This window comes from Streptacidiphilus jiangxiensis, assembly GCF_900109465.1.
Classification (GTDB): Bacteria; Actinomycetota; Actinomycetes; order Streptomycetales; family Streptomycetaceae; genus Streptacidiphilus; species Streptacidiphilus jiangxiensis.
Genome location: NZ_FOAZ01000016.1, coordinates 153,279 through 173,548, shown reverse-complemented (window position 1 = coordinate 173,548; position 20,270 = coordinate 153,279). Strand labels below are relative to the sequence as shown.

Annotated in this window: 22 protein-coding genes; 13 read left to right on the top strand and 9 right to left on the bottom strand. The window is 72.8% G+C overall.

Annotated features, from left to right (window positions below; genetic code table 11):
• Positions 1 to 173: 173 nt before the first annotated feature.
• On the bottom strand, positions 174 to 659 hold the full coding sequence (locus BMY61_RS27885) for an NUDIX domain-containing protein (RefSeq protein ID WP_052438956.1): 486 nt from the start codon (positions 657 to 659) through the stop codon (positions 174 to 176).
• 209 nt (positions 660 to 868) lie between these two features.
• Here BMY61_RS27885 and BMY61_RS27880 point away from each other — a divergent pair, with 209 nt between their 5' ends.
• Positions 869 to 1,681: a GntR family transcriptional regulator gene (locus BMY61_RS27880; protein WP_425314714.1), complete on the top strand. Its 813-nt coding sequence runs from the start codon at positions 869 to 871 to the stop codon at positions 1,679 to 1,681.
• Here BMY61_RS27880 and BMY61_RS27875 read toward each other — a convergent pair.
• The 3 genes from BMY61_RS27875 to BMY61_RS27865 all read right to left on the bottom strand — a co-directional run bounded on the left by BMY61_RS27875 (position 1,647) and on the right by BMY61_RS27865 (position 3,389).
• Complete coding sequence (locus tag BMY61_RS27875) at positions 1,647 to 2,096, bottom strand: pyridoxamine 5'-phosphate oxidase family protein (RefSeq protein ID WP_042451614.1); 450 nt, start codon at positions 2,094 to 2,096, stop codon at positions 1,647 to 1,649. The genes BMY61_RS27880 and BMY61_RS27875 overlap by 35 nt on opposite strands.
• A 5-nt stretch (positions 2,097 to 2,101) precedes the next feature.
• Positions 2,102 to 2,806, bottom strand: a complete 705-nt coding sequence (locus BMY61_RS27870; RefSeq protein ID WP_082015221.1) for a TetR/AcrR family transcriptional regulator — start codon at positions 2,804 to 2,806, stop codon at positions 2,102 to 2,104.
• Between the two features lie 115 nt (positions 2,807 to 2,921).
• Entirely contained in the window at positions 2,922 to 3,389 is a 468-nt protein-coding gene (locus BMY61_RS27865; protein WP_042451463.1) for a MarR family transcriptional regulator, read from the bottom strand.
• 107 nt (positions 3,390 to 3,496) lie between these two features.
• Here BMY61_RS27865 and BMY61_RS27860 point away from each other — a divergent pair, with 107 nt between their 5' ends.
• Entirely contained in the window at positions 3,497 to 4,168 is a 672-nt protein-coding gene (locus tag BMY61_RS27860; RefSeq protein WP_042451465.1) for an NAD(P)-dependent oxidoreductase, read from the top strand.
• A 222-nt stretch (positions 4,169 to 4,390) separates the two neighbouring features.
• A complete protein-coding gene (locus BMY61_RS27855; protein ID WP_042451466.1) occupies positions 4,391 to 5,389 on the top strand; it encodes an alpha/beta hydrolase in 999 nt (332 codons plus the stop codon).
• A gap of 188 nt (positions 5,390 to 5,577) precedes the next feature.
• Here BMY61_RS27855 and BMY61_RS27850 read toward each other — a convergent pair whose 3' ends face one another.
• Complete coding sequence (locus BMY61_RS27850) at positions 5,578 to 7,008, bottom strand: aminotransferase-like domain-containing protein (RefSeq protein WP_042451469.1); 1,431 nt, start codon at positions 7,006 to 7,008, stop codon at positions 5,578 to 5,580.
• Here BMY61_RS27850 and BMY61_RS27845 point away from each other — a divergent pair.
• The 5 genes from BMY61_RS27845 to BMY61_RS27825 all read left to right on the top strand — a co-directional run bounded on the left by BMY61_RS27845 (position 7,007) and on the right by BMY61_RS27825 (position 12,325).
• Positions 7,007 to 7,933: a DMT family transporter gene (locus BMY61_RS27845; RefSeq protein WP_075004092.1), complete on the top strand. Its 927-nt coding sequence runs from the start codon at positions 7,007 to 7,009 to the stop codon at positions 7,931 to 7,933. The two genes, BMY61_RS27850 and BMY61_RS27845, sit on opposite strands and share 2 nt — an antisense overlap.
• 84 nt (positions 7,934 to 8,017) lie before the next feature.
• Positions 8,018 to 8,827 carry an acetoacetate decarboxylase family protein gene (locus BMY61_RS27840; RefSeq protein WP_042451475.1) on the top strand — a complete coding sequence of 270 codons (810 nt, stop codon included), beginning with the start codon at positions 8,018 to 8,020 and terminating at the stop codon, positions 8,825 to 8,827.
• Between the two features lie 3 nt (positions 8,828 to 8,830).
• Positions 8,831 to 9,721, top strand: coding sequence for an SDR family NAD(P)-dependent oxidoreductase (locus BMY61_RS27835; RefSeq protein WP_042451477.1), 891 nt, complete (start codon positions 8,831 to 8,833; stop codon positions 9,719 to 9,721).
• A 52-nt stretch (positions 9,722 to 9,773) separates the two neighbouring features.
• Entirely contained in the window at positions 9,774 to 11,084 is a 1,311-nt protein-coding gene (locus tag BMY61_RS27830; RefSeq protein WP_042451479.1) for an amidohydrolase family protein, read from the top strand.
• Positions 11,081 to 12,325 carry an amidohydrolase family protein gene (locus BMY61_RS27825; protein WP_236656161.1) on the top strand — a complete coding sequence of 415 codons (1,245 nt, stop codon included), beginning with the start codon at positions 11,081 to 11,083 and terminating at the stop codon, positions 12,323 to 12,325. Before BMY61_RS27830 ends, BMY61_RS27825 begins: the two co-directional genes overlap by 4 nt.
• A gap of 71 nt (positions 12,326 to 12,396) precedes the next feature.
• On the opposite strand, the gene BMY61_RS27820 is transcribed toward BMY61_RS27825, so the two are convergent.
• Positions 12,397 to 12,924: a hypothetical protein gene (locus tag BMY61_RS27820; protein WP_042451480.1), complete on the bottom strand. Its 528-nt coding sequence runs from the start codon at positions 12,922 to 12,924 to the stop codon at positions 12,397 to 12,399.
• 176 nt (positions 12,925 to 13,100) lie between these two features.
• On the opposite strand from BMY61_RS27820, the gene BMY61_RS27815 reads away from it, so the two are divergent.
• From BMY61_RS27815 to BMY61_RS27800, 4 genes are all read left to right on the top strand, one after another.
• A complete protein-coding gene (locus tag BMY61_RS27815; protein WP_143094544.1) occupies positions 13,101 to 13,883 on the top strand; it encodes a hypothetical protein in 783 nt (260 codons plus the stop codon).
• A 122-nt stretch (positions 13,884 to 14,005) separates the two neighbouring features.
• Positions 14,006 to 15,277: a choice-of-anchor A family protein gene (locus tag BMY61_RS27810; protein ID WP_042451485.1), complete on the top strand. Its 1,272-nt coding sequence runs from the start codon at positions 14,006 to 14,008 to the stop codon at positions 15,275 to 15,277.
• 43 nt (positions 15,278 to 15,320) lie between these two features.
• Complete coding sequence (locus BMY61_RS27805; RefSeq protein ID WP_042451487.1) at positions 15,321 to 16,232, top strand: sterol desaturase family protein; 912 nt, start codon at positions 15,321 to 15,323, stop codon at positions 16,230 to 16,232.
• Positions 16,229 to 16,939: a lysoplasmalogenase gene (locus BMY61_RS27800; protein WP_042451489.1), complete on the top strand. Its 711-nt coding sequence runs from the start codon at positions 16,229 to 16,231 to the stop codon at positions 16,937 to 16,939. Before BMY61_RS27805 ends, BMY61_RS27800 begins: the two co-directional genes overlap by 4 nt.
• Here BMY61_RS27800 and BMY61_RS27795 read toward each other — a convergent pair.
• On the bottom strand, positions 16,864 to 17,691 hold the full coding sequence (locus BMY61_RS27795; RefSeq protein ID WP_042451491.1) for an exodeoxyribonuclease III: 828 nt from the start codon (positions 17,689 to 17,691) through the stop codon (positions 16,864 to 16,866). The two genes, BMY61_RS27800 and BMY61_RS27795, sit on opposite strands and share 76 nt — an antisense overlap.
• 141 nt (positions 17,692 to 17,832) lie before the next feature.
• Between BMY61_RS27795 and BMY61_RS27790 the strand changes: the two genes are divergently transcribed.
• Positions 17,833 to 18,882, top strand: a complete 1,050-nt coding sequence (locus BMY61_RS27790; RefSeq protein WP_052438957.1) for a cytochrome c oxidase assembly protein — start codon at positions 17,833 to 17,835, stop codon at positions 18,880 to 18,882.
• Positions 18,883 to 18,902: 20 nt separating this feature from the next.
• Here BMY61_RS27790 and BMY61_RS27785 read toward each other — a convergent pair whose 3' ends face one another.
• Both BMY61_RS27785 and BMY61_RS27780 read right to left on the bottom strand, forming a co-directional pair.
• Positions 18,903 to 19,274 carry a hypothetical protein gene (locus tag BMY61_RS27785; protein WP_143094543.1) on the bottom strand — a complete coding sequence of 124 codons (372 nt, stop codon included), beginning with the start codon at positions 19,272 to 19,274 and terminating at the stop codon, positions 18,903 to 18,905.
• Between the two features lie 26 nt (positions 19,275 to 19,300).
• Positions 19,301 to 20,206, bottom strand: coding sequence for an ABC transporter permease (locus BMY61_RS27780; protein ID WP_042451495.1), 906 nt, complete (start codon positions 20,204 to 20,206; stop codon positions 19,301 to 19,303).
• Positions 20,207 to 20,270 lie beyond the last annotated feature (64 nt).

Sequence of the window (20,270 nt, the reverse complement as noted above, 5' to 3'; positions counted from 1 at the left end):
AGATGCTCGGTCACATCCCGCGCGTCGCCTCGCACATCGACCAGGCGGAGGCGGACCTGCGCGCCTGGGTGCAGGAGCTGCGTCGGCGCGGCGTCACCTGGCTCCGCATCGGGGAGTCGCTCGGCGTCACCCGGCAGTCGGCGTGGGAGCGGTTCTCCGGCGAGGAGTGATCCTCACAGCTCCCGGCCGTCGTTGAGGTGGAGCACGACCCCGGCGGTCCGGGCGCGCCACACGGACGCGAACCAGTCGCGCTGGTCGGGCTGAAGGTGCGGCTGCCACTCGGCGTGGGAGCGCCACGCGGCCCGGTCGTGCTCCGCGCTGAGCACGACCGGCGTGTCCGTCGGCACCCGCCCGGCGTCGAAGCAGAAGTCGATCACGGGCGGCCAGCCGTCCACGGACGAGCGGTAGTCGACGACCCGCAGCCGCGGCGCCGCGGGCAGCTCGATGCCGCTCTCCTCGTACGCCTCCCGCAGGGCCGTCTGGTGCGGCTTCTCGTCGAGATCGGCGAGCCCACCGGGCAGCTGCCACCACGGCGGATGCCCCGGATAGCCGTGTGCCTGGTGCAGCATGAGGATCCGGTCGGCCGGGTCGGTCACCAGCACGCAGGCCGACATGACGTGCCGGGGCAGGCGTGCGGCGAAGACCTCCGGTGCCAGCATCGAGACGTGCCTCCCGGCCGTGGGCGTGTCGGGCAGACCCCAGTATCGATGCCGGCTCCGGGCGTGGACGGCGGCTCGGCGACAGGTCACCCGCCGGGATGCGTGGTGCGGAGGCTCGCCGACGGCGCGCACCGCGTCCGGGAGAGCGCCGGGCGCGCGGGTGGACGGGCTGACCGTCGGGTCCGCCCGCAGGCGCTAGGCTCGCGGCCGTGAGCAGTCTGCCCGTCGAACCGCCGTCCGTCACGTCGCCCGGCGCACCACCCGCGACGCTGGCCGCGGTGCGGGCCGGGGTGCCGGAGCACGGCCGGCCACCCAAGTACTTCCAGGTCAAGCAGAAGATCGACGCCGTCCTGGACGAGCTGGGCCAGGGCACGCCGCTGCCGACCGAGCGGGAGTTCGCGGAGCGGTTCGGCGTGTCGCGGATGACGGTGCGCCAGGCGATCCGCGAGTTGCGGCTCGAGGGGCGGGTGCGGCGCAGCGGGCGGTCGACGGTGGCCGCCGGACCGAAGATGGTGCAGCCGCTGATCCTGGCGAGCTACACCGAGGGCGTGCGCCGTCAGGGCCGCAACCCGGGGCGCGAGCTGGTGGTGTTCGAACGCATCGCCGCCGACGAGGCGCTCGCGGCAGGGCTGCAGGTCGCGGTCGGGGCGCCCGTGTTCCACCTGGAACGCGTGCTGCTGGCCGACGACGAGCGGGTCGGCCTGGAGAGCACCTACCTGTCCGCGGAGCGGTTCCCGGCCCTGGCCGCCGAGTTCGACCCGCGCACCTCCCTCTACGCATACCTGCACGCGGCGGGCGTGGTCTTCGCCGACGCGGACGAGCGGATCGAGACCGTCCTGGCCTCCCCGCGCGAGGTGCAGCTGGTCGGTACCACGCCGGCGCTGCCGATGCTGCTGCTGAACCGGGTCACCCGGGACCGCGACGGGCGCCCGGTCGAGTGCGTGCGCTCGCTCTACCGGGGCGACCGCTTCAGCTTCACCGCCCACCTCACGGTCGAGGAGCCGCCGGGATCTCGTAGCTGAGGTCGTCCACGGTCAGGGTCGCGGGTTCCAGACGCAGCCAGAGCTGGCCGCGCTCGGCCGGGTCGTCGTGCAGGTAGTCGAGGAAGCGGCGGTCCCAGCGCGACTCGTCCGGGCCGAGGTAGCGGACCAGCTTGCGCCGGCCGCGCGCCACGTCGAACGGCAGGAGCTCCGCGCGGCCGCGGCCGATCACCTGCCGGACCCGGCCGGTGTCGACGTCGCACTCGTCCACGACGATCGCGACCTGCGGATCGGCCCGGACCCGTGCGAGGAGCCGGGCCCACGGGCCCGTCAGTACCCAGAAGGCGTCGTCCTCCCACAGGAACCAGACGGGGCGGACGGTGGGCCCGTTGGTCGCCAGGCGCGCGGTCAGGGGCTGGTGCAGGAAGGAGTCGACGTCGAACCCGGGCGTGGTCATGCCGATCATCCTGCCCCGTTCGGGGACAGGTAGTCGGCCCCAACGGTGTCGGCGACTCCGACGGTCCCGCCCGACTCGGCTGCCCCGGTCGGTCGGTGCCACAGGGCGGCGACCAGGCCGCGGACCGTGGCGCGGAAGAGTGTGTCGAGGTCGGGAGCGGCGGCGAAGGCGGAGGCCAGCTCCGGGTCCTGCTCGGCGGTCTCGGCGGTCCACAGGTCCGGCTCGCCGGGGTGCTGCGCGGGCGCGCGCTCGCGGTTGCGCTCGACCAAGACGAAGCCCACGACCTGGAACTGCAGCGCACGCACCGCCTCCGCGGCCGCCGCGCCGCGCAGGCCCGCCGCGTGGGCCTCGTGGACCAGGGCGCGCTGCGCGGGGAGCATCATCACCTCGGTCAGCCCCCGCTCGTGGACGAGGGCGATCAGGTGCGGTCGCGCGCGCAGTTTGCGGCGCAGCGCGTGCGCGACGGACTCGGCCCGCTGCGCGGGCGTCCGGCCCTCGGCGCGGATCTCGCCCATCTCCCTGACCGTCCGCGCGACCAGCTCGTCGAGCAGGGCCTCGCGGTTGCCGACGTGCCAGTAGATCCCCGTGACCGCGCAGCCGAGCTCCGCCGCCAGCCGACGCATCGTCAGCGCGCCGGGCCCGTTGGCCCGGACGAGCTCGGCCGCGGCATCGAGCACCGCGTCCCGGCTGAGTCCGTCCCTCACCGGCATCCCGCCCGCCTCCCGCCCGCTCGCCGTGCGTCGTCGTGACCCCCGGCCCGCGAGAAGCCGATGGAGAGCCAATTGTGCCCTGGGGAGCTGAAGATGACAGTGGCGCGTCCGCTTGTCAGCCGCGTGCGTCCAGGGCGATGCCCTCGACGCGGCCGGCCTCGGCGACGCGGCCGAGGAAGTCGGTGATGACGGCGAGCTGCTCCTCGTCGTAGCGGGAGCAGATCTCCTGCACCGCGCCGTTCATACCGGCGAACTGCGCCAGGACCTCCTTGCCGCGCTCGGGCAGCGCGCGGATGCGGACCGCGCGGCGGTCCTCGGTGTCGCGTTCGCGGACGATCCAGCCCGCGCGCTCCAGCCGGTCGAGGACGCCGGTGAGCGTGGCCGGGTGCAGGCCGGCCGCCCTGGCCAGCGGGCCCGCGCCGATCGGGCCGATCCGACCGATCAGGTCCAGACAGTCCAGGTCGGCGTCCCGCATGCCGAGCCGTCCACCGACCCGACGGTTGAGCTGGGCGAGCTGGACCCCTAGCTCCCGGAGCCCCTCGCGGACCTCGCGCCGCCCGTCACGGCGTGCCTCGCTCTGCATCGCGATCTCCCCTGGATACTTTGGAATCCGTATGTTACGGTTCTCATAGAGTACGGCTTACAAAGGAACTTTACCCGCAGCACATCACACGTCGGCAGGGGAAATCCATGAAGCTCACCATCGTCGCGGCCACCGGCGGCATCGGCCGCCAGCTCCTCGCCCAGTCGCTCGCCGCGGGACACGAGGTCACCGCGGTGGTCCGCAACCCGTCCCGCCTGGACGTCGACGTGAAGGCCGTCGCCGTCGACCTGTCCGACGTCAACGGCCAGTCGGAGGCCCTGCGCAGCGCCGTCCAGGGCGCGGACGCCGTCCTGTCCGGGCTCGGCGCCCGCACCAAGACCGACTACGGCGTCGCCACCCGCGGCACCCGCGCCCTGATCGAGGCCATGGACGCCGTCGGCACCAAGCGCCTCGTCGTCGTCAGCGCCGCGCCGATCGGCACCGTCGCCTCTCCGGCCCGCCCCAACCCGCCGCGCTACGACGAGGGCGACGGCTTCGTCATGCGCCACGTGCTCAACCCCATGGTCAAGCGCGTCCTGCGGGATCACTACGCCGACCTGGCGACGATGGAGGACGAGGTCCGCGCCAGCCGCCTCGACTGGACGATCATCCGCCCGCCCCAGCTCACCGACAAGCCGCTCACCGGCGCCTACCGCACCGCCTACGGCCAGAACCTGCGCGGCGGCACGAAGATCTCCCGGGCGGACGTGGCGGACCTGATGCTCCGCAGCCTCACGATGCCCGAGTCCGGGCACGCCGTGATGGCCCTGGCGTACTGAAGCGGCCAGCGGCAGGCCCGCCCGCCGACGCGCCGCGATCAGCACCGACGCCTGCTCGCCTGCCCCCTCGGGCGCGCGGTGGTCGGCGTCGTCGATCACGCCGGGCCGGCGCGACCGTCTGCCACCGCACCCACCGAACGCCCCCGCGCCGGGCGGTTCTCCGGGACGGGCAAGCTGTCCTCGGGGGACGCCGCCCGGCGGCCCGTGGGAGGGGAACCGGTCGTGGTGCTGGGAGCGGAAGATCGGGCGGCGCGACAGGCGCCCAGGCTCGACCCGGAGTTGGCGGCCGCGCTCGCCACGGCGGGAGTGACGGTCGGGGCGGAGTCGCTCACGCCGGAGCATCTCGCCGCCTGGCAGGAGCGGGACGCGGCGGCGCGACCGCGACCGACGCTCGGCGAGCTGCGCGCCGACGGCCGGTTCGAGGTGGCGGAGCTGCGTGCCCCGGCCGACGGCCGGGAGGTCACCCTGGTCGCAGCCCGGCCGACCGGGCTGACCGGCGTGCTGCCGGTCCTGTACTACCTGCACGGTGGCGGCATGATCTCGGGCAACGCCTGGTCCGTGCTGCCCCGGCTGCTGCGCGAGTGGGCGGCGCCGCTGGGGATCGCGGTCGTGTCGGTCGAGTACCGGCTCGCGCCCGAGGCGCGGCATCTCGGGCCGGTGGAGGACTGCTACGCGGGCCTCACCTGGCTGGCCGAACACACGGCCACGCTCGGCGTGGACGCGGACCGCATCGTCCTCGGCGGCAAGAGCGCAGGCGCCGGCCTCACCGCCGGGCTCGCCCTGCTGACCCGCGACCGCGGCGGCCCCGTGCCGATCGGCCAGCTGCTGCTGAGCCCTATGCTGGACGACCGCAACGACAGCTTCTCCGCGCGCCAGATGGACGGCCACGACACCTGGGACCGCACCTCCAACGCGACCGCGTGGCTGGCCCTGCTGGGCGATCGCCACGGCCGCTCCGACGTCTCCCCCTACGCGGCGCCCGCCCGCGCCACGGATCTCTCCGGCCTCCCCCGCGCCTACGTCGAGGTCGGCTCGGCGGAGACCTTCCGCGACGAGACCGTCGCCTACGCCGACGCCCTCTGGCGCGCGGGCGGCGACGCGGAACTCCACGTCTGGCCGGGCGCCTGCCACGGCTTCGACACCTACGCGCCCAGCGCGATCATCAGCCGCAGGGCGCTCGCCGCGCGCACCGACTGGCTACGCCGCACCCTCGCGACCTGAGCCCGCGGCGGGAGGAACGGTCCGGGGTCCCGGGGCCACGCCAGAACGCCCCCCGGCAGACCCGAGCCCGGGCAGGCGCGCCCCCACCCGTCGGCTCCGGCCGAAGCCGAGCCCCGAACCAGAGCCGGGCCCGGCCCGCGCCGAGACACCTACGAGCAGGCCCGGGCACCTCACCCGGCAAGGGGGCCTCAGGCCGGCCAGGCCGATGCCAAACGGGCGACACCCTCCGCCAGTTGGGTCGCGGTGCCGGCGGCCGCGTGGGTGAGACGCAGGTGGGGGGCCGGGGGTTCTGCGGCGAAGTACGGGGCGCCCGGGGTGACCTCGACGCCCGCGCGGAAGGCCGCAGCGGCCAGGGTGGACTCGTTCGTGCCCGGTGGCAGGCGGAGCCAGGCGAGGTAGCCGCCGGGGGCGAGCCGTGCGGTTGGGAGGTCCGGCAGGTGGCGGGCGAGGGCCGCGCCGAGCGTGACCCGGCGCTCCTGGAGGGCGGCGGCGAGCGCGCGCAGGTGGCGCGGCCAGGCCGGGGAGGAGACCAGGGCGAGGGTGGCCTCCTGGAGCGGGCGCGGCACGAAGAAGCTGTCCACCACCTGCGTCGCGCGCAGCCGCTCGAACGCCGGGCCGCGCGCCGTCACCGCGGCGATGCGCAGGCTGGGGGACGCGGCCTTGGTCAGCGAGCGGACGTGCACGACGACCCCGTCGGGGTCGTCCGCCGCCAGCGGCCTCGGCAGTGCGGGCGCGTCGGCGTGGGCGAGCAGTCGGGCGTAGTCGTCCTCGACGACGAACGCGCCGGCCGCGCGAGCCAGCCGCAGCACCTCCGCGCGGCGGTCGGGCGTGAGCGTCGCGCCGGTGGGGTTGTGGAAGAGCGGCTGGCACACGAGCAGCCGCGCGCCGGTCACGGCGAAGGCGTCGGCGAGCAGGTCGGTGCGCAGGCCGTCGCCGTCGACGGGCACGGGGAAGGGCCGCAGGCCCGCGGCGCGGGCGACGCCGAGGACGCCCGGGTAGGTCGGCGACTCGACGAGCACGGGTGCACCCGCGGGGGCGAGCGCACGCAGCGCCGCGGTGAGCGCGGCCTGCCCGCCCGCGGTGATCAGGACGTCCGCCGCGGTCACGCTCCCGTCCGGACCGCCGATCTCGCGAGCGAACCAGGAACGCAGCTCCGTCAGTCCCTCCACCGGCGGCCGCCCCCACGCATCCGGGCGGCGGGCCGCCCGGGCGAGGGCGTCGGCGAGGGCGCGCTCGGGAAGCAGCGAGGGATGCGGGTAGCCGCCCCCGAGGTCGACGACGTCGGCGGGCGGCACGGTCAGCGTGGCCAGCAGCCCACTCGCCTCCGCGCGCGGCGCGGCCTGCGCGTCGTGCGCGCCGAGCGTGACCTCCTGCCACGACACGTCACCGGCGATCGCACGCGGGACTCGCCGCTCGGCCCGGAAGACACCGGCGCCGGGGCGGCTGACCACCAGGCCCTCGGCGACCAGGGCGGAGATGACCCGGGAGACGGTGACGGGGCTGACCCGATGGCGCTCCATCAGCGCACGGGAGGACGGCAGCTTCTCACCGGTGGGGTAGCGCTCCCACTCCCGACGAAGAGTTTCCACCAGATCAGCAACACTGCTACCGTCGTTCATGAAGACACATGGTAGCGCTACTCTCCGCCATCCGATAGCAGTCGGCAGCGTCCACACCCCCGCCCGCGGCGGTCGCGGGATGCTGCTGGCCGGGTCTGGCGTCGGCCTCTTCTCGCTCTCCTTCGCCGCCACGGAGTGGTCCCTGCGCGGCTTCGGCCTGTGGAGCACCGTGGGCCTGCGCGGCGCGATCGCCGCGCTGATCGCCGGCCTCTGCCTCGCACTGCGGCGGGTGCGGGTGCCCGAACGCCGGCACTGGGCCGGGCTGCTGACGGTCGGACTCGGCTGCGTCGTCGGCTTCCCGGCCCTGACCACCCTGGCTCTGCAGACGGCGACGACCGCCCACTCCGCCGTCGTCATCGGGCTGATGCCGCTGGCGACCTCCTGCTACTCGGCCGTGCGCACCCGCGGCCGCCAGCCCCGCGCGTTCTGGCTCGCGGCGGTCGCGGGCGCGGCCACGGTCGTCACCTTCACGCTGCTGGAGCACGGCGGCGCCCCCAGCGGCGCCGACCTCTACCTGTTCGCCGCCCTGCTGCTCTGCTCGGCCGGCTACGCCGAGGGTGGCCGACTCGCACGCGAGCTCCCGGGCTGGCAGGTGATCGGGTGGGCCCTGGTCGCCGTGCTGCCCGTCACCGCGACGCTGGCATGGACGGCCCTGGGCCACGAACCGGTGCGGCTCGGCGCGACGGCGCTGTCCGGGGTGCTGTTCCTGGGCGCCTCGCAGTTCGTCAGCTACATCCCCTGGTACCGGGGCATGGCCCTGATCGGCGTGCAGCGCGCCGCGCAGATCCAGCTCGCGCAGCCGCTGCTCAACCTGTTCTGGGCGGCCGTGCTGCTGCACGAGACCATCCCCGCGGCCGCCCCCGTCGCCGCGCTGCTCGTGCTCGCCTGCATCGCGGCCACCCAGCGGGCCGCGCACCGGTACTGAATCATCGTCAAACCTCTTCACCCTTCGCGCGGTTCGGAGTAGTAAGTAACACCGTTACAGAGCGAGCGAAGGGACGGCACCGCCATGGCACGCGTACGCTACGGCCCGCGCACCGAGGACGAGATCCGCGCGGCGAAGCAGGCCCGTTCGGTCCTGCCGGACATCTGGTCCACCGGGGTGGTGGCCGTCTGGGAGAGCGACCCGGACGCCGTCGCCCAGGTACTGCCGGCGCCCCTCAAGCCGGCCGACCGGCCGCTGGTCCGGGTCAACATCAGCCAGGTCGACATCTTCGGCAGCCCACTCGGCGCGGGCTCGTTCGCCGTGGCCGCGCAGCACGGCGCGCAGTCCGGCTGGTACCCGCTGGTCATGCCGATGACCACCGAGCGCGCCCTGATCGGCGGCCGCGAGGTCTTCGGCGAGCCGAAGAAGCTCGGGGAGGTCGCGGTCGCCCGCGACGGGGACGCGGTCACCGCCCGCCTGGGCCGCCACGGCATCGACTTCGTCGAGGTCCACGGCCGGGTGAGCGGCGAGCTGGAGCCCCCTGCGCCGGCCGAGAAGGTCGACTTCTACTTCAAGTTCCTGCCCGCGGTGGACGGCGACGGCTTCGACCTCGACCCGGTCCTGGTCCACTGCACCCGGGTCGAGCGCGTGCGGAAGCTGGAGGCGGTCGACGGCGAGGTGATCCTGCGCGAGTCCGCGTTCGACCCCGTCGCGGACCTGCCGGTACGGCGCCTGCTGGAGATCACCATCGGCGAGAAGACCTCCGACCAGCGCGGCCGCGTGGTCGAACGCGTCAGCGCGGAGGCGCTGCTGCCGTTCGTCCACCAGCGCTACGACGACCCGGCGCAGGTGCTGGACTCCGTGCCGCTGCCTCCCCAGTCCGGGGAGGCGTGAGCTATGGAGCTGAGGGAGGGCCAGGTCGCCGTCGTCACCGGCGCGGCCAGCGGCATCGGCCTCGCGATGGCCCGACGCTTCGCCGCCGACGGCCTGCGGATCGTCCTGGCGGACGTCGAGGAGACCGCGCTCGACAAGGCCGTCGCGGGCCTGCGCGAGAGCGGCGCGGAGGCGATCGGCCACGTCACGGACGTCTCCGAGCGCGACAGTGTCGAGGCGCTGGCGGACGCGGCGTACGGCGCGTTCGGCGCGGTCCACGTGCTGTGCAACAACGCGGGCGTCGGCTCGGGCGCCGAAGGGCGCATGTGGGAGCACGAGCCCAACGACTGGAAGTGGGCCTTCGCGGTCAACGTGTGGGGCGTCTTCCACGGCGTCCAGGCGTTCCTGCCGCGCATGCTGGCGGCCGGCGAGCCCGGACACGTCGTCAACACCTCCTCCGGCGACGGCGGCATCGCCCCGCTGCCGACCGCGTCGGTCTACGCGGTCACCAAGGCGGCGGTGGTCACCATGACCGAGTCCCTCTACGCCCACCTGCGCGCCGAGGGCGCGTCGATCGGCGCGTCGGTCCTCTTCCCCGGCCCCCACATGCTGCGCACCGGACTGTGGGAGTCCCACCGCAACCGCCCCGACCGCTTCGCGAAGGAGCGGCCACGCCGCACGCCGTACCGGTCGCTGGCGCAGTGGGAGGCGGCGATGGAGGCGGCCGGGCAGAAGATCGAGTTCACGCCGGTGGAGGAGGTCGCGGACTTCGTGGCCGAGGGCATCCGCGCCGACCGCTTCTGGCTGCTGCCGGCGAGCGAGCACAGCGACCGCCAGATCCGGGCACGCTCGCAGTCGATGCTGGACCGACAGAACCCGGGCTACCTGGAACGGTTCATTCTCGGCGACGACTGAGTTGCACTCCCCTGAGGGGAGTGCAACGAACCCTTTGGAAGGAGGTATCCCCATGTCCTACGAAGATCCGTACCTCGTCATCTCCTCCGACTGCCACGCCGGCCTGCCGACCGAGGAGTACCGCCCCTACCTGGAGGCCGCGCAGCACCGTGCGTTCGACGAGTTCCTCGCGCAGGCGCAGGCGCGGCGGGAGGAGGCGACGCGGCTCGGGGTGAGGAACGAGGCGTTCGCGCAGAAGTGGTTCGAGGAGCACGAGGAGGGCCTGCGCGGCGGCTGGGACGCCGCCCAGCGGGACAAGGAGCTCGACGGGGACGGGGTCGCCGCCGAGGTCGTGTTCCCGGATGCCGACGCGGTCGACTCGCGCACCGCCGCGCCTTTCGGTGTGGGCCTCGGCCTGAGCGGCGATCAGGATCCCGTGCTCGGCATGGCGGGAGCCCGCGCGCACAACCGGTGGCTCGCGGACTTCATCCGCGCCGGCGGCAGCCCGGAGCGGCGCTGCGGCGTCGCCCTGCTGCCGATCACGGCGGAGCCGGGACTCGTCGTCGCCGAGGTGCGGCGCGCGCACGCGGACGGGCTCGGGGCGGTGATGATCCCCTCGATGTGGGTGGACAAGGCGCCGTACCACGACCGTCGCTACGACCCCGTGTGGGCCGTCTGCGAGGAACTGCGGATGCCGATCGTCACCCACTCCGGGGCCGCGCCGCGCCACGAGTACGGGGACCACCTGGGCATCTACGTGACCGAGGTGACGTTCTGGCCGGCCCGGCCGCTGTGGTTCCTGCTCTGGTCGGGGGTGTTCGAGCGGTTCCCGGGCCTGCGGTTCGGGGTCGCCGAGTCCGGCTGCTGGTGGCTGCCGAACCTGCTGTGGTTCATGGACCGGCTCTACCTCGGCGCTCACGGCGGCAAGAAGCTCTCGCCGTTCAGCGAGCTGACCATGGCGCCGAGCGCCTACGTGGACCGTAACTGCTTCATCGCCGCCACCAACACCAAGCGCCGCGAGCTCGCGCACCGTTACGAGATCGGCGTCGGCACGATCTGCTGGGGCAGCGACTACCCGCACCCCGAGGGCACCTGGCCCAACACGCGACAGTGGATGCGCACCACCTTCCACGACATCCCGATCGACGAGACGCGCCGCATGCTCGGGCTGAACTGCGCGGAGGTCTTCGGCTTCGACACCGCGAAGCTGACGCCCATCGCGGAGCGGATCGGGCCGCGTCCGGCAGATCTCGGGCAGCCGGAGGACCAGTCGGCCGTCGAGGCGGCCTGGGCGCCGGCCCGCGAGGTCGGCCGCCACTGGCTGACGGGCCACGACTTCCCGTTCCTGGGGACGGCCGCGCCCACGGAAGGACGGACACTGTGACCCGACGCCTGGACGGACCGGAGCGGTACACCGTCGTCTCCGCCGACTGCCATGCCGGTGCGGACCTGCTGGACTACCGCCCCTACCTGCCGCAGCGGTACCACGAGGCGTTCGACGCGTGGGCCGCCGACTACGTCAACCCGTTCACCGACCTGATGGCACCGGAGGCCACCCGCAACTGGGACTCCGACCGCCGGCTGGCGGAGCTGGAGCAGGACGGGATCGTCGCCGAGGTGGTCTTCCCCAACACGGTGCCGCCGTTCTTCCCGAGCGCGTCGCTGACGGCCGTGCAGCCGACCGCAGCGGAGTTCGAGCTGCGCTGGGCCGGCCTGCAGGCGCACAACCGCTGGATGGCGGACTTCTGCGCGAAGGCGCAGGGCCGCCGCGCGGGGACGTTCCAGATCCTGCTGAACGACGTGGACGCGGCCGTCGCCGAGGTACGACGCTGCCACGCGTCGGGGTTGACGGGCGGTCTGGTGCTGCCGGGCGTGCCGCCGGGGTCGTCGGTGCCGGAGCTGTGGTCCGAGGTGTACGAGCCGCTGTGGGCGGTCTGCGCGGAGCTGGACGTACCCGTCAACCACCATGCGGGCTCCGCCAGTCCGCAGCTGGGCGAGGAGCCGGCCGCGCGGGCGGTGTTCATGGTGGAGACGACGTGGTTCTCCCACCGGGCGTTGTGGCACCTTGCCTTCGCGGGCGTCTTCCACCGGCACCCCGCCTTGAAGCTGGTCCTGACCGAGCAGGGGTCCGGCTGGATCCCGGGCGTGCTGGACATGCTGGAGTACTACCACCGGCGCCTGGTCGGCGCGGCGACGCGGGCGGCGACTGCGGAGTCCAAGTTCGGCGTGGGGCTGGCGGAGTTGATGGGCGACGGCCCGCGCGCGGCGTGGGAGCGGAACTGCTTCGTGGGCGCGAGCTTCATGCGCGCGCACGAGGTGCCGATGCGGGACCAGATCGGCCTCGACAAGATCATGTGGGGCAGCGACTTCCCCCACGACGAGGGGACCTATCCGTTCACGACCGAGGCACTGCGTACGTCCTTCGCGGGCGTGCCGTTCGAGGAGGTCGCCGCGATGGTGGGCGGCAACGCCGCGCGCGTCTACGGCTTCGACCTCGACGCGCTGGACGCCGTGGCGACCAAGGTCGGCCCGCTCGTCGACGAGGTGGCCCAGCCGCTGACGGAGGTGCCCCCGGGGGCGACGAGCCCGGTCTTCGCGAAGGGGGCCTCGGTGCGGGTCTGGTGATGACACCTCACCACCGGTGTGGGAATGCCGTCTCGGCGTTCCCACACCCGGACCGACGGCTCACGAACCTGTCAGGCGGTCAGCCCGCCCGCGAAGTCGTGCCAGTAGGCGGCCGTGTCGCCGGACTGCCTGACCACCCGGGCGGGCTCGGGCGGTGCCGGCCAGAACTGCAGCAGGTAGCGGTCGGCCTGGGGCTCTCCGGCCACCCGGGTGTCCAGCTCCCGCCCGGCCTCCATGCCGATGGCGCAGTACCGCGCCCGGTAGTCACGTATCGTCAGGCCCAGCTCCCGGCAGGTGCCACCGCCCCACTCCACCAGCACCGTCTTCTCCGACAGCGGCCGGAACGGGACCTCGACGACCTCCTCCCAGGCTTCGTCCAGCGGCGGCGGGCTGTCGTGCGACTCGACGGTGAAACCGACGCTCCCGGTGTGGAGGCCGGTGATCAGGAACAGCGCGCCCGCCTGCCCGCCCCCGCAGAGCCCGACGCCGCCCTGGCCGGTGAAGGCGTCGTGCAGGTCCGTACCGTCGCCGTCCTCGTCGCTCTCCACGTAGATCTGGCCGTAGTTCACGTGCACCTCGCCGCTGACCAGAACCCTCACGTCGACCTCCCCCGTCCATCGGTGGATTCCGATCCTGCCAGGCGGCACTGACAATCCCGACCCGTCGGACCGTCACGGAGAGTCACGAACAGGTGGCCCCGCCTGGCGACCCCGGGAGGGCCCACCTAGCGTGACTGGCGTCAGTCAAGCTGGGGGGCCTTCCGAGGAGAACGACGTTGTTCCGTAGCATTCTTCGCGCTGCTCCGGTGGCCGTCGCCACCATCTCCGCCCTCGCCTTCGCGGGCGTGCCCGCTGCCCACGCCACCCACCGCACCGTCACGCAGTGCAGCGGCGGCACGCTGGCCTCCGGCGACTACTACGAGGTCGTCGTCCACGGCACCTGCCAGGTGCCTGATGGCGCAAGTGTCACTGTCGAGACCCAGCTCTACGTCACCGCGGGCTCGACCCTCGACGCCGTCACCACCGCGAGCGTGCACGTCAAGGGCAACCTCCAGGTCGGGCGTGGCGCCGTCCTCGGCCTCGGCTGCAACACCGAGACCAAGTGCACGACGCCGACCATGGACGAGGTCGACGGCAACATCAACAGCGATCACTCCACCGCGGTGATCCTCCACAGCGACACCGTCAAGGGCGACATCACCACGCTCAACGACGGGCCGGGCCTCAGCTGCACCGACCCGTCCTCGCTGGTGAAGGGCATCGCCAGGCTGGGCACGACGCCGGCCTACGACGCGTTCGAGGACAACACGGTCGGCGGCTACATCACGTCGAGCGGGCTGCGTTCCTGCTGGATGGGCATGGAACGCAACCACGTCGGCACGAACATCCTCATCTCCGACGACAGGACCGCCGATCCGGACGGGAACGAGGTCGCGGCCAACCGTGCCAACGGCGACCTGGGGTGCTACAACAACAGTCCGGCCGCGCAGTTCGGCGACGGACCGCACATCCCGAACGCGGTCAACGGCACCAAGCTGGGCGAGTGCGCAGCCCTGTGAAGATGATCTTCACGTCGTCCCCCTAAGCGATCCTTAAATCGCGCACAAGAAGCAGCGGCCATGTCGGGCAAGTCCGACATGGCCGTTGCCCGTGCCCGGGAGTCGCCGACAGCATCACGCGCATGCGCCACACCGCTTCCGCCGCCCTCGTGCTCGGCGGCTCCCTCACCCTCGCCGCCCTGATCACCCCGGTGGCCGCGATCGCCAGCACCAGTACCAGCACTTCCTGCACGAACCCGTTCGGGGTCGCCGCCGGATACACCGAGTTCGTCGCGGGCGACTCACAGCGCACCGCCGACGCCGAAGGTGCCGTCGCCGTCGGCGGCAACGCCGACTTCACCCACGGCTTCAGCCTCGGCGCCAAGCTGACCGCCGCTCAGGCCGCCGCGCTGCCCGGCGGCGCCGCGCTCGTCGTCGGCGGCACCCTGCAGCTGGGCGGCGCGAACGTCGAGGTCGAGCACGGCAACGCCGTCTACGGGGCACTCCAGGGCAGCGGCCACCTGTGGATGAACGGTGGCGGGCAGGCCACCCAGGGCGCCGCTCCGATCGACTTCGGCCAAGCCTTCGCCGCGCTGCGGGCCACCTCCGCGTCGCTGGCCGCGCTGCCCGCCAACGGCGTCGCCGCGCTCGGCCAGGACGGTGGCAACACCGTGCTCACCCTGACCGGCACCGCCGCCCGGCTCAACGTGTTCACCCTGAGCGCCCAGCAGCTCCAGGGCGCGCACGAGATCCGGATCGCCGTACCGGCCGGCTCCAGCACCGTGGTCAACGTGACCGGTGCGGCGTACGACATGAACGCCGGACAGACCAGCGCCTTCTTCCTCAAGGACCCGACCACCGGCGGCTGGCAGGAGGAGGACTACACCGAGCCGGACGCCGCGCTCGCGGGCATCCGCGGCGGGCTGCTGTGGAACCTCCCCGACGCCACCACCGTCGTCAAGCGGGACGGGACGGCCTGGCCGGGCAGCCTGCTCGCACCGAACGCGGCCGTTCACCTGGGCAGCGGCAACCAGAACGGCGAAGTCGTCGCCGCCTCACTGACCAGTGCGGGAGGGGCGGAGACCCACCACTTCAGCTACACCGGCTGCGTCCCGCCGACCTCGACGACCCCCGGCTCCCCCTCGCACTCCCCCGCACCGTCACCGTCCCACCCCGGCACGCCGACCCCGACGCCGTCCCACTCCGCCGGCACCACCACCGGCGGTTCGACCGGCGGCTCCACGGGCGGTTCGACCGGCGGGAGCAGCGGCGGCACGACGGGCGGCTCGCTCGCCCACACCGGCGGCGGGGACGACACCACCGCGCTGCTGGGCGCGGGCGCGGCCGTCATCGCGCTCGGTGCCGGCACCGTCGCGGTGACCCGCCGCCGCAAGCAGGGCGCTACGTCCCGGTAACGGGATCTAGCCAGCGCGTTCCCGCAGCTCTACGCTGCGGGCCATGCCGAAGCTGCCCGACCCCGTGCTCTGGTCGATCCCCGCGTTCATCCTGCTCACGGTCGTCGAGCTGATCTCCTTCCTGGTCCATCCGGACGAGGAGGAGGTCGGCTACGCCGGCAAGGACACCGCGACCAGCCTCGGCATGGGGCTCGGCAGCCTCTTCACCAACCTGCTCTGGAAGATCCCGACCGTCCTCCTCTACAACGCCGTCTACGCGCTCACCCCGCTGCGGATCGGCGTGCACTGGACGACGGTGCCGCTGATGCTGCTGCTCCAGGACTTCTGCTACTACTGGTCGCACCGGAGCAACCACCGGGTGCGGCTGCTGTGGGCGCAGCACGTGGTGCACCACTCCAGCCGGCACTACAACCTCTCCACAGCCCTGCGGCAGCCGTGGACGGACCTCAGCTTCGGCGTGTTCTACCTGCCGATGGTGCTGCTGGGCATCTCCCCCGCCGCCGTCGCCTTCTGCGGCTCGATCAGCCTGGTCTACCAGTTCTGGATCCACACCGAACGGATCGACCGGCTCGGGCGACCAGTGGAGGCCGTGTTCAACACGCCCTCGCACCACCGCGTCCACCACGCCTCGCAGGGCGGCTACCTGGACCGCAACTTCGGCGGCATCCTCATCGTCTGGGACCGGCTCTTCCGCACCTTCACCGCCGAGACGGAGCGGCCGGTCTACGGGCTGACGAAGAACATCACCACCTACAACCCGCTCCGGGTCGCCACCCACGAGTACGCCTCGATCGGCCGTGACCTGGCCTCCGCGCACGGCTGGCGTGAGCGGTTCGGCTACCTTCTCCGGGGGCCGGGCTGGGCGCCCGCCTCCGCCACGAGCGTCGAAGCAGTCGCCGTCGAAGCAGTCACCGCCACACCCGTCACCACCCCGAAGGCCGAGGCCACCGCGTGAGCAGCAGCCCCACCCCTACCGCCGACCGACGCCTGCTCGGCTACCTGGCGCTCTCGGCGGTCTACCTCGTCCTCACCCTGCTCGGCCTGCACCTGGCCCAGGACGTGCTCAAGCCGCTGCTGATGCCCACGCTCGCGTTCGCCGTGCTGCCGCGGCGCGCGCCGCGGCTGCTGCTCGGCGCGCTGATCGCCTCCTGTGTCGGTGACACCGCGCTGCTCTTCGGCGGCGCCTGGTTCCTCGTCGGCATGGGCGGCTTCGCCGCCGCGCACGTCTGCTACATCACGCTCTTCACCCGCGCGGGCGCCCTGCGGCCGCTCACCCGCCGGGCCGGGCTCGCGCTCGGCGGCTACGCCCTCGTCTGGGCGGCGTTGATCACCCTGCTCTGGCCGGACCTGCCCGCCGGCCTGCGCATCCCCGTCGCCTGCTACAGCCTGCTGCTGGCCGGCACCGCCGCCACCTCGGCAGCAACGAACTCGGTGACCGGGGTCGGCGGCGCGCTGTTCCTGCTCTCGGACTCGCTGATCGCCACGGGACTCGCCCACTGGCCGCAGCTGCCCGCCGCCGACTTCTGGATCATGCTCACCTACCTCGTCGGCCAGTACCTGCTGGCGACGGGGGCCGTGAGCGGGTCTCAGAGCGCGAGGTCCACCACGACCGGGGCGTGGTCGGACGTGCCCTTGCCCTTGCGGGCCTCGCGGTCCACGTAGGAGTCGGAGACGGCCTCGGTGAACGGCTTGTTGCCGTAGACCAGGTCGATCCTTATCCCGTAGTTCTTCGGGAAGCTCAGCCCGCGGTAGTCCCAGTAGGTGTAGGGGTGGTCGTACTTGAGCGGGCGCGGGAACACGTCCGCCAGGCCCACCGCCTGCAGATCCGCCAGTGTGGCCCGCTCGGCGGGCGTCACGTGCGTGGCGCCCTCGAACTTCGACACGTCCCACACGTCCGCGTCCGTCGGCGCGATGTTGAAATCGCCGAGCACGGCGAAGGGTCGCTCCCCCGCCGCGTCCGCGACCACCGCGTCGCGCAGGGTGGAGAGCCACTTCAGCTTGTAGGCGTAGTGGGCGTGGTCGACCTCGCGCCCGTTGGGTACGTAGACCGACCAGACCCGGACCGGACCGCACGTCGCCGCGACGGCGCGGGGTTCGAGCTCCGGCTCGGCCGGGACGAGCGTCGCCTCCGCGGCGGCGGCCGGGTCGAGGTAGCCGGGCTGGCCCGGCAGATCCCGCACCACGTCCTCGATGCCGATCCTGGAGAGGATCGCCACGCCGTTCCACCGGCCCGTGCCGTGCGCGGCGGTCTCGTACCCGAGCTCGCGGACGGCCTCGAAGGGGAAGGCGTCCGTGGTGGACTTCAGCTCCTGCAGGCACAGCACGTCCGGCTGCGCGGAGCGGAGCCACTCCAACAGCTTCTCGAGCCGGGCGTTCACGGAGTTGATGTTCCAGGTGGCGATGCGAACCGTCATGCGCCCCAACCTACCGCCCGCCACCGACAGCGAGCCGTAGCTCCACCGCATCGGGGGGTCGGTGCGTCCGCTTCGTCCCCCGTCCGTCATGATGGTCTGCGCTACGTAGGCGGACGCACGGTACTGAGGCAGGCGAGGACCATGACGGGAACGACGCTCGCGGCGGGGTACAGCGGCCCGCCGGCCTGGCAGTGGTCGGACCTGTTCACGAGCTGGCAGCTCGAACCGGTCGTCCTCGCGCTCTGCGTGGTGCTCGGCGCGCTCTACGCGCTGGGGCTGGTCCGCGTGCGCGGCAAGGGCGGCAGCTGGTCCCCCGGGCGCAGCGCCGCCTGGTTCGGCGGCCTGGCCCTGTGGGCGTGGGTCACCATGTCCGGTGTCGGCGTCTACGAGCGGATCCTGTTCACGGACCGGGCGGCGCAGGTCGTCACCCTGCTGATGATCGTGCCGCTGCTGCTGGGCATGGGCGCGCCGGTCTCGCTGGTCGCGGAGTCGGTCAGCGAGCGCGGCCGCGCACGCCTGATGCGGGTGCTGCGCAGCTGGCCGTCGAAGATCCTGATGTTCCCGGCGATCTCGACGGCCCTGCTGATGCTGCCGCCGTGGCTGCTCTACTTCACCCCCTGGTACGAGCACACGCTGACCGACCAGAGCTGGAACATCGGCCTGCACGTCGTGCTGGTGGCGCTGGGCCTCGCCTACTTCTGGCCCCGTCTGCAGGTCGACCCGGTCGCTCACGAGTACCCGCAGATGGTCGGCTTGTTCATCACCATGGCCGAGGTCATCTTCGACGCCGGCCTGGGCATCCTCATCGTCTACGGACACACGACGATCGCCGAGCACTACTACACCGCACTGGGCCGTCCCTGGGGCCCGACGATCCGCGAGGACCAGGTCTGGGGCGGCTGCACCCTGTGGGCTCTCGGCGACATGGCGGGCCTGCCCTTCATCGCCGCGCTGGTCCGCCGCTGGATGGTCAAGGGCCGCGCGGAGACCGCGGAGGTCGACGCCGCGATCGACGCCCAGATCGCCCGCCAGCGGGAGGAGGCCGCCGCCGCCAAGGCCACCGTGGCCACTCCCGGCTCCGTCGCGACCGCGACGGCGACGGCGACGGACGACGACCCGGAGATGATGCGCCCCTGGTGGCTCGACGACCCCAACCTCGCCCACCGCTACGGCGCCCGGGAGCAGGAGTAGTCGGCGAGCTTTCGGCGGGCTCAGCGCAGCAGCGAGACGGCGAGGACGAGCAGGGAGAACAGGCCGGTCGCGATGAAGATCCGGGGCAGCCGCACCGCCACGAGGTCCCACCACTCGTCGACCCCCGGCGCCAGTCGGCGCCGCCACAGCGGAAGCGCCCACCAGAACAGGCCGAGCGCGAGCTCCGCAGCGGGCACCGCGAGTTCGACCCGGATCACCGCCTCGAAGACGCCGTTCTCGGTGCAGGTGCCGTCGTAGCCGCAGTCGCCGGGGGAGACGTTCGACGCCTCCACCACGGCGCTCGTGATCGCGAACAGGGCAACTGCCTGGACCACGAAAGCGAAGATCGCCGCCGTCGCCCGCAGCGCGTCGCGCACTCCCTCGGTTCGCACGCGTGCACGATACCGGAGGGGAGCGATCAGCCGCGGCCGTACTGCTCCTCGGCCCGCCAGAAGTGCACGTACCCGAAGCCACCGGCGACCACCGCCCAGCCCAGGGCGGTCGCCCAGATGTGGGGGCTCAGGCTGCTCGCCGGGACCGAGGCCATCAGGGCGTAGCGCATCAGCTCGTTGAAGATCAGCGCCGGGTTGAGGTAGAGAAGGGTCCGGATCGACGCGGGGATGTGCGCGCTGAGGGACTGGACGCTCCAGAAGACCCCGGACATGTACATCCAGGTGCGGATGATGAACGGCATCAGCTGGGCGAGGTCCGTCGTCTTGGAGCCCCAGCGCGCCAGCAGCATCGCCAGTCCCGCGTTGAAGACCGTCTGCAGGAACAGCGACGGGATGATGAGCAGCCACTTGGCCGTCAACGGCTCGCCGGTCAGCAGGATGATCGCCCCCAGCACCGACATCGACACCAGCAGCTCCTGCAGCTGGAGGATCGTCATGGAGACCGGCAGGCACGCGCGCGGGAAGTGCAGTGCGCGGATCAGGCCGAGGTTGCCGGAGATCGAGCGGGTCCCCGCCAGCACCGCGGACTGGGTGAACTGGAAGGTGAAGATGCCGGTGCAGAGGTAGGCGATGTAGTTGGGGATACCCCGGTTCTGCTGCAGCAGCAGGCCGAAGACCAGGTAGTAGACGGCCGCGTTCAGCAGCGGCGTCATCACCTGCCAGATCTGGCCGAGGCGGGCGGAGCTGTAGTTCGCCGTCAGGCGGGCGGTGGCGAAGGCCAGCATGAAGTGACGACGGGCCCACAGCTGCGCGGTGTACTGGGACAGCGGGGGGCGGCGACCGCTCAGGGTCAGGCCGTACTTGGCCGCGAGCTCGGCGGGGGTGAGGCCCTCGTCCGCGCGTTCCGTCACATCGACAACGGCGTCGGTCACCCCACGACGGTCTCACGCCGCCCCCGGCCCCGCGCGCGGCAACGCGCGTGGGCTCACCCTGACG

Coding starts and splice junctions, on each gene's coding strand:
- BMY61_RS27885 (WP_052438956.1), bottom strand. CDS start 659: ATGCTGGCACCGGAGGTCTTCGCCGCACGCCTGCCCCGGCACGTCATG.
- BMY61_RS27875 (WP_042451614.1), bottom strand. CDS start 2,096: ATGACCACGCCCGGGTTCGACGTCGACTCCTTCCTGCACCAGCCCCTG.
- BMY61_RS27870 (WP_082015221.1), bottom strand. CDS start 2,806: ATGCCGGTGAGGGACGGACTCAGCCGGGACGCGGTGCTCGATGCCGCG.
- BMY61_RS27865 (WP_042451463.1), bottom strand. CDS start 3,389: ATGCAGAGCGAGGCACGCCGTGACGGGCGGCGCGAGGTCCGCGAGGGG.
- BMY61_RS27860 (WP_042451465.1), top strand. CDS start 3,497: ATGAAGCTCACCATCGTCGCGGCCACCGGCGGCATCGGCCGCCAGCTC.
- BMY61_RS27845 (WP_075004092.1), top strand. CDS start 7,007: ATGAAGACACATGGTAGCGCTACTCTCCGCCATCCGATAGCAGTCGGC.
- BMY61_RS27850 (WP_042451469.1), bottom strand. CDS start 7,008: ATGAACGACGGTAGCAGTGTTGCTGATCTGGTGGAAACTCTTCGTCGG.
- BMY61_RS27840 (WP_042451475.1), top strand. CDS start 8,018: ATGGCACGCGTACGCTACGGCCCGCGCACCGAGGACGAGATCCGCGCG.
- BMY61_RS27835 (WP_042451477.1), top strand. CDS start 8,831: ATGGAGCTGAGGGAGGGCCAGGTCGCCGTCGTCACCGGCGCGGCCAGC.
- BMY61_RS27830 (WP_042451479.1), top strand. CDS start 9,774: ATGTCCTACGAAGATCCGTACCTCGTCATCTCCTCCGACTGCCACGCC.
- BMY61_RS27810 (WP_042451485.1), top strand. CDS start 14,006: ATGCGCCACACCGCTTCCGCCGCCCTCGTGCTCGGCGGCTCCCTCACC.
- BMY61_RS27805 (WP_042451487.1), top strand. CDS start 15,321: ATGCCGAAGCTGCCCGACCCCGTGCTCTGGTCGATCCCCGCGTTCATC.
- BMY61_RS27795 (WP_042451491.1), bottom strand. CDS start 17,691: ATGACGGTTCGCATCGCCACCTGGAACATCAACTCCGTGAACGCCCGG.
- BMY61_RS27790 (WP_052438957.1), top strand. CDS start 17,833: ATGACGGGAACGACGCTCGCGGCGGGGTACAGCGGCCCGCCGGCCTGG.